At 68.0% G+C, this 14,405-nt stretch carries 19 protein-coding genes; 11 read left to right on the top strand and 8 right to left on the bottom strand.

What is annotated here, in order from left to right; genetic code table 11:
* Positions 1-6 precede the first annotated feature (6 nt).
* The gene (locus IPG65_RS05255) at positions 7-489 is read right to left on the bottom strand and encodes a MaoC family dehydratase (RefSeq protein WP_293188210.1); all 483 of its coding nucleotides are present in this window, start codon (positions 487-489) and stop codon (positions 7-9) included.
* 192 nt (positions 490-681) lie between these two features.
* Between IPG65_RS05255 and IPG65_RS05250 the strand changes: the two genes are divergently transcribed.
* A complete protein-coding gene (locus tag IPG65_RS05250) occupies positions 682-1,371 on the top strand; it encodes a dienelactone hydrolase family protein (RefSeq protein ID WP_293188209.1) in 690 nt (229 codons plus the stop codon).
* Between the two features lie 36 nt (positions 1,372-1,407).
* Here IPG65_RS05250 and IPG65_RS19305 read toward each other — a convergent pair whose 3' ends face one another.
* From IPG65_RS19305 to IPG65_RS05235, 4 genes are all read right to left on the bottom strand, one after another.
* Positions 1,408-1,650, bottom strand: coding sequence for a CorA family divalent cation transporter (locus IPG65_RS19305; RefSeq protein WP_366932121.1), 243 nt, complete (start codon positions 1,648-1,650; stop codon positions 1,408-1,410).
* Positions 1,593-2,510: a CorA family divalent cation transporter gene (locus IPG65_RS05245; protein ID WP_366932120.1), complete on the bottom strand. Its 918-nt coding sequence runs from the start codon at positions 2,508-2,510 to the stop codon at positions 1,593-1,595. Before IPG65_RS05245 ends, IPG65_RS19305 begins: the two co-directional genes overlap by 58 nt.
* 61 nt (positions 2,511-2,571) lie before the next feature.
* Positions 2,572-3,582, bottom strand: a complete 1,011-nt coding sequence (gene hemB / locus IPG65_RS05240) for a porphobilinogen synthase (RefSeq protein ID WP_293188208.1) — start codon at positions 3,580-3,582, stop codon at positions 2,572-2,574.
* 456 nt (positions 3,583-4,038) lie between these two features.
* A complete protein-coding gene (locus IPG65_RS05235; RefSeq protein WP_293189950.1) occupies positions 4,039-4,686 on the bottom strand; it encodes a Crp/Fnr family transcriptional regulator in 648 nt (215 codons plus the stop codon).
* A gap of 262 nt (positions 4,687-4,948) precedes the next feature.
* Between IPG65_RS05235 and IPG65_RS05230 the strand changes: the two genes are divergently transcribed.
* Together IPG65_RS05230 and IPG65_RS05225 are read left to right on the top strand one after the other, a co-directional pair.
* On the top strand, positions 4,949-5,407 hold the full coding sequence (locus tag IPG65_RS05230; RefSeq protein ID WP_293188207.1) for a hypothetical protein: 459 nt from the start codon (positions 4,949-4,951) through the stop codon (positions 5,405-5,407).
* 165 nt (positions 5,408-5,572) lie between these two features.
* Positions 5,573-5,770 (top strand): hypothetical protein, encoded by a 198-nt coding sequence (locus IPG65_RS05225; protein WP_293188206.1) that lies wholly within the window; start codon positions 5,573-5,575, stop codon positions 5,768-5,770.
* Between the two features lie 53 nt (positions 5,771-5,823).
* On the opposite strand, the gene IPG65_RS05220 is transcribed toward IPG65_RS05225, so the two are convergent.
* Positions 5,824-6,417 (bottom strand): hypothetical protein, encoded by a 594-nt coding sequence (locus IPG65_RS05220; protein WP_293188205.1) that lies wholly within the window; start codon positions 6,415-6,417, stop codon positions 5,824-5,826.
* Positions 6,418-6,452: 35 nt separating this feature from the next.
* A complete protein-coding gene (locus tag IPG65_RS05215) occupies positions 6,453-6,887 on the bottom strand; it encodes a PAS domain-containing protein (protein ID WP_293188204.1) in 435 nt (144 codons plus the stop codon).
* Here IPG65_RS05215 and IPG65_RS05210 point away from each other — a divergent pair.
* From IPG65_RS05210 to IPG65_RS05200, 3 genes are all read left to right on the top strand, one after another.
* A complete protein-coding gene (locus IPG65_RS05210; RefSeq protein ID WP_293188203.1) occupies positions 6,862-7,113 on the top strand; it encodes a hypothetical protein in 252 nt (83 codons plus the stop codon). The two genes, IPG65_RS05215 and IPG65_RS05210, sit on opposite strands and share 26 nt — an antisense overlap.
* Before the next feature lie 115 nt (positions 7,114-7,228).
* On the top strand, positions 7,229-7,666 hold the full coding sequence (locus IPG65_RS05205) for a transposase (RefSeq protein WP_293188202.1): 438 nt from the start codon (positions 7,229-7,231) through the stop codon (positions 7,664-7,666).
* 215 nt (positions 7,667-7,881) lie between these two features.
* The gene (locus tag IPG65_RS05200) at positions 7,882-8,037 is read left to right on the top strand and encodes a transposase (protein ID WP_293188201.1); all 156 of its coding nucleotides are present in this window, start codon (positions 7,882-7,884) and stop codon (positions 8,035-8,037) included.
* Between the two features lie 177 nt (positions 8,038-8,214).
* Here IPG65_RS05200 and IPG65_RS05195 read toward each other — a convergent pair whose 3' ends face one another.
* Complete coding sequence (locus IPG65_RS05195; protein WP_293188200.1) at positions 8,215-10,458, bottom strand: chemotaxis protein CheB; 2,244 nt, start codon at positions 10,456-10,458, stop codon at positions 8,215-8,217.
* Between the two features lie 117 nt (positions 10,459-10,575).
* Here IPG65_RS05195 and IPG65_RS05190 point away from each other — a divergent pair, with 117 nt between their 5' ends.
* From IPG65_RS05190 to IPG65_RS05170, 5 genes are all read left to right on the top strand, one after another.
* On the top strand, positions 10,576-11,004 hold the full coding sequence (locus IPG65_RS05190; protein WP_293188199.1) for a CopD family protein: 429 nt from the start codon (positions 10,576-10,578) through the stop codon (positions 11,002-11,004).
* 16 nt (positions 11,005-11,020) lie between these two features.
* A complete protein-coding gene (locus IPG65_RS05185) occupies positions 11,021-12,139 on the top strand; it encodes a VanZ family protein (RefSeq protein ID WP_293188198.1) in 1,119 nt (372 codons plus the stop codon).
* On the top strand, positions 12,136-12,468 hold the full coding sequence (locus tag IPG65_RS05180; protein WP_293188197.1) for a (2Fe-2S) ferredoxin domain-containing protein: 333 nt from the start codon (positions 12,136-12,138) through the stop codon (positions 12,466-12,468). Before IPG65_RS05185 ends, IPG65_RS05180 begins: the two co-directional genes overlap by 4 nt.
* Positions 12,469-12,552: 84 nt before the next feature.
* Positions 12,553-13,203, top strand: coding sequence for an alpha/beta fold hydrolase (locus tag IPG65_RS05175; RefSeq protein WP_293188196.1), 651 nt, complete (start codon positions 12,553-12,555; stop codon positions 13,201-13,203).
* A 40-nt stretch (positions 13,204-13,243) separates the two neighbouring features.
* Positions 13,244-14,401: a D-alanyl-D-alanine carboxypeptidase family protein gene (locus IPG65_RS05170; RefSeq protein WP_293188195.1), complete on the top strand. Its 1,158-nt coding sequence runs from the start codon at positions 13,244-13,246 to the stop codon at positions 14,399-14,401.
* Positions 14,402-14,405: the final 4 nt, after the last annotated feature.

Raw genomic sequence — 14,405 nt, 5'->3', positions numbered from 1 at the left:
AATCGCTCAGGACGCGGCCTCGGCCGGCGTGCGCCGCCGGAACATGCCGTAGCCGTCCATCAGCAGCACCTGCTCGCCATGCTGGTTGAACATTTCCCAATGCGTGCGGGTCAGGCCGACGTCGGGGCGCGACTTCATGGGGCGCGACTCGACCACGCGCTGGCGCAGCGTGAGCGTGTCGCCGGGGTGGACGGGCCTGAGCCACTTCACCTGCTCCAGGCCGGGCGAGCCCAGGCTGGACGCCTGGTTCAGGAAGTTGCGCACCATCAGCCCCATGGCCATGGCGCAGGTGTGCCAGCCGCTGGCCGAGAGCTTGCCGAAGATCGACCTGGCGGCGGCCGCGTCGTCCAGGTGGAAGGGCTGGGGGTCGTACTTGCTGGCGAAGGCGATGACCTCGTCGTGGTCGACGGTCACGCTGCCCATCTCCAGCGTGGTGCCGACGGCCAGGTCTTCCCAGAAATATTGAATGTCTTTTTGCGGGTGGGTCATGAGAGGCTCCAAAAGGCCCGGCGTCCGCCGGGCTGGCACGCATTATTCAGGAGATGGCCCGGGCCGGCGCGCTACGATGCCCGCACCCTGGCCGCCGGCGCGGCCGGCCACCCGCGCCGCGTTCGAGGGTTGAATCAGCCGCCAGACCGCGCACGCATTGCGCCAACAGCTATTGAAAAAGGAGTCAACCGCATGGGACAGTTCATCGACCTCACGGCCCCCGACGGCCAGAAGATTCCCGCCTACGTGGCCCAGCCGGCCGGCCGGCCCCGGGGCGCCATCGTGGTGCTGCAGGAGATCTTCGGCGTCAACTCGCACATCCGCGCCGTCGCCGACGGCTACGCCGCCGAGGGCTACCTGGCCGTCGCGCCGTCCACCTTCCAGCGCGTCAAGCCGGGCGTGGAATTGGGCTACACCGACGCCGACATGCAGGCCGGCTTTGCCCTCAAGACCGAGGTGGACGGGTTGCCCGAGCCGGGCGTGATGCAGGACATCCAGGCCGCCATCACCCACGCCGCGCAGGCCGGCGGCGGCAAGGTGGGCATCGTCGGCTACTGCTGGGGCGGGCTGCTCACCTGGCGCTCGGCCTGCGGGCTGGAGGGCCTGTCCGCCGCCGTGCCGTACTACCCGGGCGGCCTCACGCAGGCCCAGGACATCGCGCGCCGGCCGCAGGTGCCGGTGCTGGCGCACCTGTCCGACCGTGACCAATGGGTGCCGATGGACGGTGTGGAGGCGTTCCGCCAGGCGCACCCCGACGTCGAGGTGCATGTCTATCCCGCCCACCACGGCTTCAACTGCGACCAGCGCGGCACCTGGGACGCGCCCTCGGCCCGGCTGGCGCGCGAGCGCACGCTGGCGTTCTTTGCCCGGCACGTGGGCTGAGCCGGGTTTTTCGTCTCGCGAGCGCCGATCCCCCGGTCATTGCTTGCGCGACAGGTACCGCCGGCGCCAGAACAGGACCAGGATGCCCGCCGCCAGCGCGATCAGCAGCGCCAGCGCCACCCACATGCCGGCGGTGCTGTGGATGAGCGGCAGGTGGTCGAAGTTCATGCCGAAGAAGCCGGTGAACAGGTTCAGCGGCAGGAACACCGCCGTCACCGCCGTCAGCGTGCGCATGGTGTCGTTGGTGCGGTGGCCCTGGGCGCTGAAGTGGATTTGCACCGCCGTCTCGGCCGACTGCTCCAGCCGGCGCGCGGGTGCAGCACGCGGTCGATGTGCTCCATCACGTCGCGCGCGCGGGCCATGAGCTGGTCGCGCCGGTGCTGCGCCAGCGGCGTCTCGGGGGCGTAGGCGGCCAGCGGCAGCTCGCGCAGCGTGTCCAGCCATTCCTGCATCGCGTCCTGCTGCTCCTCGCACAGCTCCTGCAGCAGGTGCAGGCGCTGGCGCGCGTGCATCAGCGCGCCCCAGGTGTCCTGGGGCGGGTCGGGCCGCAGCAGCTCACCCTGCGCGTGTTCGAGGGCGCGGGTCAGCTCCTTGCGCAGTTCGAGGTAGCTGTCCACCATGGCGTTGATCATGTGCAGCGCCAGGTCGGCCGGGGCTTGCGGCATCCGGGTGCGGGTGATGGCGGTGGCGTCGACGCTGAGCCGGGCGTCGGCGGCCAGCCGCTCGATGAAGCCGACGGCGGTTTGGCAGCCGGGCGGGTGCACGCTGATGAGCAGCCGGTCGAACACGGCGAAGCCGACGGCGCGCGAGTCGATGCGGGCGAAGGCGCTGGGGATGGGTGCCTGCGCCGAGGCGTCGCGCTGGCCTTCGGCGACGGTCGCCAGGCGGCGGAAAATCACCAGGTCGTAGACCGAGGTGGCGTCGTAGTGCGAGGGATGGGCCTCGTTGGCCAGGTCCTTGGCGTGCACGTCGAGCAGCGGCGAGCCGCCCAGGCGCTGCGCGGCGGCCTGCAGCTCGGGCAGGCGCGCGGCGAGTTCGGGGCGCTCCAGGTAGATCCAGACGAAGCCGTCGGCGGGTGCCTGTGGCGGCACGGCGTCGGCGAAGCGCAGGCTGCCGGCGGTGAATTCGACGATCTGCACGGCAGGTTCTCCGGTTTCAAGCAAAAAGTGCAAAATTCCCGCGTGGACATTACGCTGATAGCTATGTTTTGAGTAGCATCCGCGCCGCGTCGCGAGCGAAGTAGGTGAGCACGCCGTCGGCGCCGGCGCGCTTGAAGGCGAGCAGGCTTTCCATCATCACCAGGTCGTGGTCCAGCCAGCCGTTGGCCGCCGCGGCCTTCAGCATGGCGTATTCGCCGCTGACCTGGTAGGCGAAGGTGGGAACGCGGAACTCGTCCTTCACGCGGCGCACGATGTCCAGGTAGGGCATGCCGGGCTTGACCATCACCATGTCGGCGCCTTCCTGCAGATCCAGCGCTACTTCGCGCAGCGCCTCGTCGCCGTTGCCGGGGTCCATCTGGTAAACCTTTTTATTACTTTTTCCGAGGGTCGCGGCGGAGCCCACGGCGTCGCGGAAGGGGCCGTAGAAGGCGCTGGCGTACTTGGCCGAGTAGGCCATGATGCGGGTGTGGACGTGGCCCTGGGCCTCCAGCGCCTGGCGGATGGCGCCGATGCGCCCGTCCATCATGTCGCTGGGCGCCACGATGTCGACGCCGGCGGCGGCCTGGGTCAGCGCCTGCTTGACGAGCTGGCCGACGGTCTCGTCGTTGAGGATGTAGCCGGTCTCGTCCAGCCAGCCGTCCTGGCCGTGGCTGGTGTAGGGGTCCAGCGCCACGTCGGTCATGAGGCCCAGCCCGGGAAAGCGCTTCTTCAACTCGCGCACCACGCGCGGGACCAGGCCCTGAGCGTGGGTGGCCTCGCTGCCCTGGTCGTCCTTGAGGCTGGCGTCGATGACGGGAAACAGCGCCATCACCGGGATGCCCAGCGCCACGCACTCCTCGGCCACGGGCAGCAGCAGGTCGAGCGACAGGCGCTCCACGCCGGGCATCGAGGCCACGGCCTCGCGCCGGCCCTGGCCGTCCAGCACGAAGACGGGGTAGATCAGGTCGTCGGCCGACAGCGCGTGCTCGCGCACCAGGCGGCGGGTGAAGTCGTCGCGGCGCAAACGGCGTGGGCGGTTGGCGGGAAAGGGGGCGAGGGGCAGTGTGGTCATGCCGAAAATTGTGCCCCATCCGCAGGGCGGCACGGCGGGTGGGTCCTGTCGGCATGAGAAGCGGACACCCACTTGCATGGCATGGACCATGCGTCGTCAATTGCTGCGCATAGACACTTTTGGTATATTTATTTCGGGCGGTTCGCCGCTCCCCGCTTTTCCTCCCTGAGCGGGAGCCTAGATGTGTGACAGCAGACAGGCTTTTGCACCCCGGCCCTTGTGCCGGGGTTTTTTCATGTGCGCCCGGTTGGAACCCGTCGGCTTCTGAGTCACGCTGGGCGCCTTGCCTTGGGAGAAGGACCGTGCAGGATTGCGCTACCGAATCCAGCATAGACCCGGCCGTGGCCGCGGTCTGTGCGCAAAGACACGCACGCTACCCTGGGTGCATCAACAACGCCCAGTTTCCGACGTGTTCCGTTGTCAAGGCGTGCAGTACGCGGGCGGCCGCCCGCGGACTCAGAGGGCTGCTTCGCGCGGAAGCAGGCGGTCGGTCTCGCGCTTGACCACTGAATAACATTCGCAAACCCGCCGCTCCAGGCCGGGACGGTCCAGTACCGTGATGTGGCCACGGGCGTACTTGATGAGATCCAGGCGCTGCAGCTTGCCGGCCGCCTCGGTCACGCCCTCGCGCCGTACACCGAGCATGTTGGCGATGAGTTCCTGCGTCATCACCAGTTCGTTGCCTGGCAGCCGGTCCAGGCTCAGCAAGAGCCAGCGGCACAGCTGTTGCTCCAGCGAATGGTGCCGGTTGCACACGGCCGTCTGGCACATCTGCGTGATGAGGGCCTGGGTGTAGCGCAGCAGCAGATGGAGCAATGGGCCGCTTTGCTCCAGGCGCTGCCCGAAATGGCGGGCGCCCAGGCGCCATGCACGCCCGGCACTCTGGACCACCGCGCGGTTGGGTGTGCTGCCCCCGCCCATCACCAGTGAAACCCCCACCATGCCCTCGAAGCCGACGACGGCGATCTCGGCGGATTGCCCATCTTCCAGGACGTACAGCAGCGAAACGATGCAGTCGATGGGGAAGTACACGTGCTGCTGCACCACGCCGGATTCGTACAGCACATCGCCCAGCTTGAGGTCAACCGGTTCAAGGAGTGGCATCAGGGTCGCCCGCACGGCCGCCGGCACGGCCGCAATGAGGCGGTTGTGCCCCGGGGCAGCATCCGGCGCGAACCCCGTGGAATTCGGTGTCATGGCGAGCCGATCCGATGAAGGGCCATCATGGAAACAAATGTAGCTTGATCTGTACGCTGTCGAACACATCTTGCGCCGCACCCGCCCGCCGGCGCTCGTACGTTCGGCAGCGCACAGACGATTCCAGCCTGCGCGATACCGTGGGGTTTTGTTCACCAGGACCCCTCACATGCTCGAGATCGACTTGGCCACCCAGAAGGCCGTGGTCCACCGCGTTCTGTCCACGCGCGGGGTGCTGCGCGCCCTGGCACTGCTGAATGACCGAGCAGCCTATCGCTACAGCGGAATCTACAAGCTCAGCGGGAACGCCATGCGTGCGGTCCACATCTTCGATCGTCATGCGGAATACCGTGCCTGGCCGATGGTCCTGCCACTGAGCCGCAGCTTCTGCCAGTTCGTGATGCAGCAGGGCGAGAGGGTGATCAGCCACGCTTCCACCGACCGCCGCTTCGCGCTTCTACCGCACGCCAGCTTGGTCGAGTCGTACTACGGGCAGTTGCTGACGCACGAATGCGGAACACCGTATGGCGCCTTCATCCATTTCGACGTGGAGACCCGGACGATCGCGGCACGCGAGATTTCGTTTCTTCACGAGGTGGTGCCGCATTTCCTCCCCTATCTGGACTGACGCGCGGCAAACCACTCGCGCTTGCCTCCGTGCGGCAGCACACAGACGAAGACCCAGGGCATGGATACAACCAGAACCCAGGCGATATGGCGAACGGCGTCGCCGGTTGCAGCGCCTGGCCGCGGGTGCAGCGCAGTGCACCGCCTCACTCCCAAAGGCTCCCCCATGATCCGCCCCATTCTCACGCTCGCCTCCAAGGGCAAGGACCTCCCACGGCAGCAAGGCGACTTCACGACGGAAGATGCACCTGCGCCCAAGGTGCATGGATCGAACCGCATCATTCACAAGACCACGAACGGTGGCCCGCGTGTCGCCATGATCGTGCCCCGCATGCTTCGACGTTGGCCGACCAGCGATCGCTGACCAGCCCCCACGCCATCCCACGTGGCAGGTCAGCCGCCTGCCGTGGCGGCCTCTCAGGCGCCCTCGATGCGCATCAGCGCCACCAGGCACGCGCCGCCAGAGGGGGCAAGCGCCGCTTCCATGCGGACCGCCTGCTCAAGCCCGCTGGCGTGACGCCACTTGAGCGTGCCAGACGCGTGACCGCGCTCGCGCGCGCCGGCGATCAAGTCTCGCAGCGCACGCAAGCTGCTGGCCGTGAAAAATGTGTCGATGGCCAGCCCACAGGCTTCATCGCGCTCGACCCCGAGCATTCTTGCGCCCATCAGATTCGCTTCGCGGATCATCAGATGGTCGTCCAGGGAGAAGCAGCCGACGGGTTGGAAATCATAGAGTTCGATCTGCCGCCGCAGCGCCGCCTCCAATTCGCCGCGCGAGGCCCGCAGCTCCTCGGCCTGCAGGTCCACTTCGACCTGATGGACTTGCAGCTCGTGAAGCAAGGCCAGCGCATCGGCCGCGGTGTCGGGGGACGATGCCAACGCATGGAGCACCGCCAGCGCGTCGGTGGCCCAGGCCGCCCCGCCCTGTGCCCCATCGACGCCTGCCAGCCGGCTCGCCGCTCGGAACCGAAGGTCGGTCAGCGGCGTGGATTCGAGGTCGCGATGGGACATATCGGCTTTCTGCGCAGGACTGCGCAACCCTCACTCTACGCCTTGCGCAGGCGGGACTCGAGTTCTTTCGCGGCCGTGATGTCCACAAAAGTGATCACCACGCCCCGGATCACGTTGGCCAGGGTGCGGTAGGGCATGATGCGCACGGTGTACCAATGGCCATCGGTGGTGGCGACCTGCTTCTCGCTGAAGGCCAGGGTGCGCAGCGTCTCTTTCACGTCAGCATGAAGTTCCGGATAGATCAAGGTGTTCGCCAGTTCGCTCAAGGGGCGGCCGATGTCGCCTTCACGCAGATGCACCACGCGGGCGATCTGCTCGGTGAAGCGCCGCACGTTGAGGTCGCTATCGAGGAACAGCGTGGCGATGTCGGGAGCCTGTCCTGAATTTTGTGTTCGAGGCATAGCATGACGACCAGGAACATGTATGCCGACGAGCAAGACGAAGATGAAGAACGCGGCGATCGCCGCCAAGATGGCGGCGCTGCCGTCGATCCCGAAGGAGCTGATTGACCAGTTCGTCTCGGGGCCCATGACCGGCGATGCCGTGAACGCGGCGACGGTGGCATTCAAGAAGGCGTTGATCGAGCGCGCCCTGGGTGCCGAGATGTCGCACCATTTGGGCTACCCGAATGGCGCGAGCAAGCCCGAGGCCGGCACTGCCAACCAGCGCAACGGCCGCAGCGCCAAGACCTGCTGACCGACGATGGGCCGCTGCGCATCGAAGTCCCGCGCGACCGCGCCGGCTCCTTCGAGCCGGTGCTCATCCCCAGCACGAACGCCGCTTCACCGGCTTCGACGACAAGATCGTGGCCATGTACGCGCGCGGCCTGACCATGCGCGAGATCCAGGGCTTCCTGCTGGAGAGCTACGGCGTGGAGGTGTCGCCCGAGTTCATCAGTTCGGTCACCGACGCCGTCATGGCCGAGGTCACCGCCTGGCAGGCGCGCCCGCTGGAGCCGATGTACCCGGTGGTCTTCTTCGACGCCCTGCGGGTCAAGATTCGTGAGGATGCCGTGGTCCGCAACAAGGCGATCTACCTGGCGCTGGGCGTGTTGCCCGATGGCACGCGCGACATCCTGGGCTTGGATCGAGGGCACCGAAGGCGCCAAGTTCTGGATGAAGGTGTTCAACGACTTGAAGACCCGCGGGTCAATGACATCCTCATTGCCGTCACCGACGGCTTGAAGGGCATGCCCGAAGCGCTGGCGGCGGTGTACCCGGCCACCACGCCAGACGCATCGTGCACCTGATTCGCAACCCCTGACTACGCCAGTTGGAAGGATCGCAAGTTGCTGGCGGCGGCCATCAGGCCGATCTACACGGCCGCCAGCGCAGAGGCGGCCGAGGCCGAACTCGACGCCTTCGCTCAAGGCCCGTGGGCGTCAAGTTCCCACCGTGGTGGCGGCCTGGCGTCGGGCGGGGACCGGTGATTCCGTTCTTTGCATTTCCACCGTCCATCCGCCGGGTGATCTACACGACCAACGCCATCGAGAGCATCAACGCGCGACTGCGCAAGATCATCAAGACACGGGGACACCCCAGTGACGATGCGGCCTCCAAGCTGATCTGGCTGGCGCTGCGCAACATAACGGCCGACTGGGGACGGGCAGCCAAGGATTGAAGGAGGCGAGAACCAGTTCGCGATACCCACGAAGATCGCTTCACGCAGCCGACCCATGGCGCCAGCAAGGAGGTTGGAACCAGAATACAGGCTCACCGCGCCGCGACCGGCAGGGGCCTGAAGACAGAAGAGAAATCAATCGAGAGCAGATCAACCAACCGCCTCGAACACAAAAATTCAGACAGGCCCGATGTCGGTGCTGTTCAGCAGGTTCTGCATGTCGCTCTGCGACAGCGCCAGGTCATCGAGCTTCGACTGCAACTCGCCATTGATCGTCTGCAGTTCCTCGTTCATCGACTGCGCCTCTTCCTTGGAGGTCGTCAGTTCCTCATTGGCCGACTGCAGTTCCTCGTTCGTCGATTGCAGTTCCTCGTTGGCCGCCTGCAGTTCCTCCTGCGACGCCCGCATCTCCTGCCGCAGCGCCTGGATCTCCGCGCGTGCGCGAACCAACTCGTCCTCCACGCTCGTGTTCGCGGGGCCCGCCGACTTGGCGAGCCGCCCGCGCCGCTTGGGCGGCAGGGCCGCATCGCGAAAGACGATCATCGCCATGCCGTCGAAGGACTTGGGCTGCAGAACGGCCTGCACCGTGATGTCCACCGTGGCCGTCGTTTCATCATCGAGCCGCAGCCCGCGCAACTGAACCGGGGTCTTGTCTTGCAACGCGGTCCTCAAGGCAATCGCCAGTTGCGTGCGAATGGCGGGCCGCGCCATCACATGGATGTTCCAGTTCGCCTTGCCCGCCGCGGGCTCCAGATAGCGGCCGGTGCGTCCGCTGATGTAGACGATGTCGCCCCCGTCGTTGACCAGCACCGCCGGCGGCGAAAACGTCTGCAGGAGCAGTTGGTCGGCCACGGATTGGAGGTTGACCAGAGGAGGATTCAATGCGGGCACAGTGGACTCCTGCGTCGCCGATGGCGAGGCGGGACGTCGGTGGGTCGGAAAGACCATGGCGTCGACGGCACCGGCATTGTCGCCGCGCCAGAAGAGCCTGGACTTTGGCGAGAGAGGAATGAACAGCGTCTGCGCACGGCCGACGGTCTCCGAATTGCCCAGCAGCAAGGCACCGCCGTGGCGCAGGCTGTAGTGGAACAGCGGCACCAGGCGCCGTTGCAGGGCGGCGCTGAAATAGATCATCAGGTTGCGGCACGACAGGATGTCCAGGCGCGTGAACGGCGGATCGAGGATCACGTCGTGCTGGGCGAACAGCACCATGTCGCGGATGCGCTTGTCGATCTGGTAGCCGTCGGGCCGCTCGGTGAAGAACTTCGCCAACCGTGCGGGGGTCAAATCCCGGGTGATCGTCGGGGCAAAGCGGCCGTTGCGCGCCGCGGCGATCGCGTCGGCGTTCAGATCGGTCGCGAAGATCTGCAGCTCGCAAGAAGCACGTTGCGGCATCGACTCCAGGACCTCCGCGAAGGTGATGGCCAGCGAGTAGGCTTCCTCGCCAGTCGAACAACCCACCACCCAGGCGCGCAGGGGTCCGTTGCCCGCTGCAGCATGGCGCGCGAGCAGGGTCGGCAGAACCTGGTCCCGGAGTTCCTGCCAGACCTCGGGGTCGCGAAAGAAGGTGGTGACGCCGATCAGCATCTCCTTGAACAGCAGGTCCAGCTCCTGTGTGTTGTGACGCAGGAAGGCGGCGTAGGCCGTCATCGTGTCCAGGGAATGCACCGCCATGCGGCGGCCGATGCGGCGCACGAGGGTGTTGGGCTTGTAGTCCGCGAGGTCGTGCCGGGTGCGGTCGTGCAACAGCCCCAGAATGCTGTTCAGTGCCGCCGCGTGATCGCCCGCTTCGGGCAGCCCCGGCCCGCTCGCGGCCGGCGCGCCCGCGACGCCCAGAATGCGTGCCGGCATCTCGCCCGGCAGCGCGACGATGTCGACGCAGCCGGCCGCGATGGCGCTTTTGGGCATGGCGTCGAACTGGGCTGAATCGGGTTGCTGCGCCAGGGTCAGGCCGCCTTGCGACTGGATGGCCTGCAGCCCCAGCGTGCCGTCCGACCCCATGCCCGACAGGACGACGCCGATGGCCCGGTCGCCGAGTTCCCGCGCCAGTGAACTGAACAGCACATCGATCGGCAAGCGCCGTCCGTGCAACTGCGAGGGGCTCGCCAGATGGAGCATGCCCTCGACCACCGTGAGTTCGGTGTTGGGGGGGATGACGTACACGACATCGGGCTCGATGCGCTGCGCGTCCCTCACTTCATGCACCGGCATCGCGGTGACCCGCTGCAGCAACTCGCCCAGCAAGGCCTTGTGTGTCGGGTCCATGTGCTGGACGACCACATAGGCCAGGCCACTGGCGGTAGGAACCCCGGAGATGAACTGTTCCAGCGGTTCCAGTCCACCCGCGGACGCACCCACGCCCACGATGCGGGTGCTTCGGGCCTTCTGAATTCTGGAGGCAGGGACTGAAGCGTCGACCATGCGCCAGTATGCATGTGGGTCCAAGGGCGCGCGGATCGATGATCGAGCGGGCGCGGCCCGAACTTCGCCAGCGCCAGCTTGGCGGGCCTTTTCCCCGCGGCTGGCTACACTCGACGAATGCTCTGGGTCAAGGCATTCCACATCGTCTTCGTCGCCAGCTGGTTCGCTGGTCTTTTCTACCTGCCGCGCCTCTTCGTCAACCTTGCGATGGTGCCGCCCGAATCGGTGGCCGAGCGCGAACGCCTGTTGCTGATGGCGCGCAAGCTCCACCGCTTCATGACCCTGCTGGCCGTGCCGGCGCTGGCCCTGGGCCTGGTGCTGTGGCTGGGCTACGGCCTTGGCCGAGGCCCTGGCAACGGCTGGATGCACGCCAAGCTGCTGGTCGTGGCGGCGCTCGTCGCCTACCACGCCGACTGCGGGCGCCTGCTGCGGCGCTTCCAGCAACGCCTGCCGGTGCGCGGCCATGCGTGGTTCCGCTGGTTCAACGAGCTGCCGGTGCTGCTGCTCGTGGCGGCCGTGGTCCTGGTCGTGGTCAAGCCGTTCTAGGGGCCGCGCCGGCGCCATGCAACGCCACAAGTCCGCCGCCCTGCCGCTGGCGCTGCTCTACGCCACGCTGATCGGCTATGCCAGCCTGTTTCCCTTCACCGGCTGGCGCGACCAGGGCATCGCGCCCTGGGCCTACCTGAGCGCGCCGCTGCCGCAGTACTGGACGCGCTTCGACCTGGTCGCCAACCTGGTCGGCTACGCGCCGCTGGGCTTTCTGCTGGCCTTGGCGCTGATGCGCATGCGGCGCGGCTGGCCGGCGGTGACGCTGGCCAGCTTGGCGGCGGCGCTGCTGTCCTTCACGCTGGAGGGCCTGCAGTCCTACCTGCCGCTGCGCGTGGCGTCCAACCTGGACCTGGCGCTGAACGCCGCCGGTGGCGCCCTGGGCGCGCTGGCGGCCTTCGTGCTGGAGCGGCTGGGCGCCATCGACCGCTGGCGGCGCCTGCGCGCGCGCTGGTTCGTGCGCGACTCGCGCGGGGCGCTGGTGCTGCTGGCGCTGTGGCCGCTGGGCCTGCTGTTTCCAGCGCCGGTCGCCTTCGGCCTGGGGCAGGTGTTCGAGCGCGCCGAGGAAGGCCTGGCCACGCTGCTGCAGGACACGCCGTTCCTGGAATGGCTGCCGGTGCGCGAGATCGAGCTGCAGCCGCTGCTGCCCGGCGTCGAGACGGCCTGCGTCGCCCTGGGCGCGCTGGTGCCCTGTCTGCTGGGCTACACCGTGATCCAGCACCGGGGCCGGCGCGCGCTGTTCGCGCTGCTGGCGCTGGCCGCGGGCGTGGCGGCGTCGGCGCTGTCGGCGGCGCTGACCTATGGGCCGCTGTACGCCTGGGCCTGGATCAGCGAGCCCGTGCGGCTGGGCCTGCCGGCTGCCGCGCTGGCCGCCATCCTGCTGCTGCCCCTGCCGGCCCGGGTCTGCGTGGTGCTGCTGATGGCGGTGCTGATGGGGCAGTTGGCGCTGCTCAACGCGGCGCCGCAGAGCGCGTACTTCGCGTCCACGCTGCAGAGTTGGGAGCAGGGGCGCTTCATCCACTTCCACGGGCTGGCGCAGTGGGTGGGCTGGCTGTGGCCCTACGTCGCATTCGTCTACCTGATCGTGCGCCTGGCGCGGCGCGGCGAGGGGGCGGCGCCTAGAATCGACGCATGAGTTCGTCGTACTACCAGCGCCACATCTTCTTCTGCCTGAACCAGCGCGACAACGGCGAAGCCTGCTGCGCCGACCACGGCGCGCAGGCCGCGTTCGACCACTGCAAGGCGCGCGTCAAGGCCGAGGGCCTGGCCGGGCCGGGCCGGGTGCGGGTCAACAAGGCCGGCTGCCTGGACCGCTGCGCCGGCGGGCCGGTGGCCGTGGTCTACCCCGAGGCGGTGTGGTACACGTACCTGGACCACGGCGACATCGACGAGATCGTCGAGTCGCACCTCAAGCACGGCCGCGTGGTCGAGCGCCTGCTGACGCCGTCACACCTCGGCCGCTGACTCGCCCCGAGCCGGCGTTTACAAGCTTTTTCGAGCCCCAGCCCGCGCGAAACATACGCCGATAGCTATAATTTAAATAGCATAGTGAACGCCCTGACCCAACCCCTGACCCAACCCCTGATCCTGCACGGGCCGGCCGGCGCCATCGAGGCGCTGCTGGACGTGCCCGCGCCCGATCAGTTCACGGCGCCGCTGGGCACCGCCGTCATCGCCCACCCCCATCCGCGGTTCGGCGGCACCATGACCAACAAGGTGGTGCAAACCATCGCGCGCGCCTGCGTGCAGTGCGGTTGGCGCGCGGTGCGCTTCAATTTCCGCGGCGTCGGTGCCAGCGCCGGCGCCTACGACGAGGGCCGCGGCGAGGCCGAGGACATGCTGGCCGTGGTCGCCCAGGCCGCGCCGGCGGACGCGCCGCTGGCGATCGGCGGCTTCTCCTTCGGCGCCTTCGTCGCCACGCACGCCATCGCCGCGCTGCACGCCGATCGCGCCATCGCCCGCGCGGTGCTGGTCGGCACCGCCGCGTCGCGCTTCGCCGTCGCGCCGGTGCCCGTCGACCTGCACCCGCACACCCTGGTGGTGCACGGCGAGCACGACGACACCGTGCCGCTGGCCTCGGTCCTGGACTGGGCGCGGCCACAGGCGCTGCCGGTCACCGTGGTGCCTGGCGGCGAGCATTTCTTCCATGGGCAGCTGCCGCTGCTCAAGTCGCTGGTCGCGCGCCACATGCGCGCCTGACGAGCCCCCCGGCCTTGGCCCGATCCGATTCCCACGCCCCATGAACCGCTTCCTCCAGACGCTCGCCGCCCTCACCCTCGCCGCCGCCTCGCTCGCCGCCCGCGCCCAGGCGCCGCAGCCGCCCGAGGTGGCGGCCAAGGCCTACCTGGTGATGGACGTGACGGCCGGGCAAATCCTGGCCGCCAAGGACATCGACGCGCCGGTCGAGCCGGCGTCGCTGACCAAGCTGATGTCGGCCTACCTGGTGTTCGATGCCCTGCGCGCCAAGAAGATCGCGCTGACCCAGACCATGCCCGTCAGCCAGCGCGCCTGGAAGATGCCCGGCTCGCGCATGTTCATCGACCCCAAGATGCAGGTGCCGGTGGAAGACCTGATCAAAGGGATGATCGTGCAATCCGGCAACGATGCCACCGTGGCGCTCGCCGAGGGCGTGGCCGGCTCGGTCGAGCGCTTCGTGCAGCTCATGAACGACCAGGCCAAGGCCCTGAGCCTGAAGAACACCAGCTACCGCAACGTCGAGGGCCTGACCGAGCCCGGCCACACCACCACCGCGCGCGACTTGGCCGTGCTGTCGGCGCGGCTGCTGCAGGACTTCCCGGAGTACGTGCACTACTACACCATCAAGAAGTACCGCTACCCCGGCACCCCCGCCAGCAACGACACCAACCGCAACCTGCTGCTGCTGCGCGACCCCACCGTCGATGGCCTGAAGACCGGCCACACCAAGGCCGCCGGCTACTGCCTGGTGGCCACCGCCAAGCGCGACTTCCCCAACCTGAGCGGGCGCCGCCTGCTGTCGGTGGTGCTGGGCGCCGCCAGCGAGAGCGCGCGCGCCAACGAATCGCAGAAGCTGCTGAACTGGGGCTACACCGCCTACGAGGGCGTCAAGCTGTTCGACGCCGGCAAGCCCGTGGCCGCGCCGCGCGTCTGGAAGGGCCAGGCCAGCGAGCTGAAGCTGGGCCGCGCCGAGCCCATCGTCGTCGCCGTGCCCACCGGCACCACCGCCCAGGTCAAGACCGAGATCGCCCGCCCCGAGCCGCTGATCGCGCCCTTCAAGCAGGGCCAGGCGGTCGCCACGCTGAAGATCCGGCAGGGTGATCAGCTCCTGGCCGAGGTGCCGCTGGTGGCGCTGGAAGGCGTCGAGGAGGCCGGCTTCCTCGGCCGCGCCTGGGACGCCATCCGCCTCTGGATCCAGTAAGCCC

Source organism: Ottowia sp., from assembly GCF_016703145.1.
Taxonomy (GTDB): domain Bacteria; phylum Pseudomonadota; class Gammaproteobacteria; order Burkholderiales; family Burkholderiaceae_C; genus Ottowia.
Note: the sequence above shows the minus strand (reverse complement) of the source record. Positions and strands in the feature narration are given on the sequence as shown.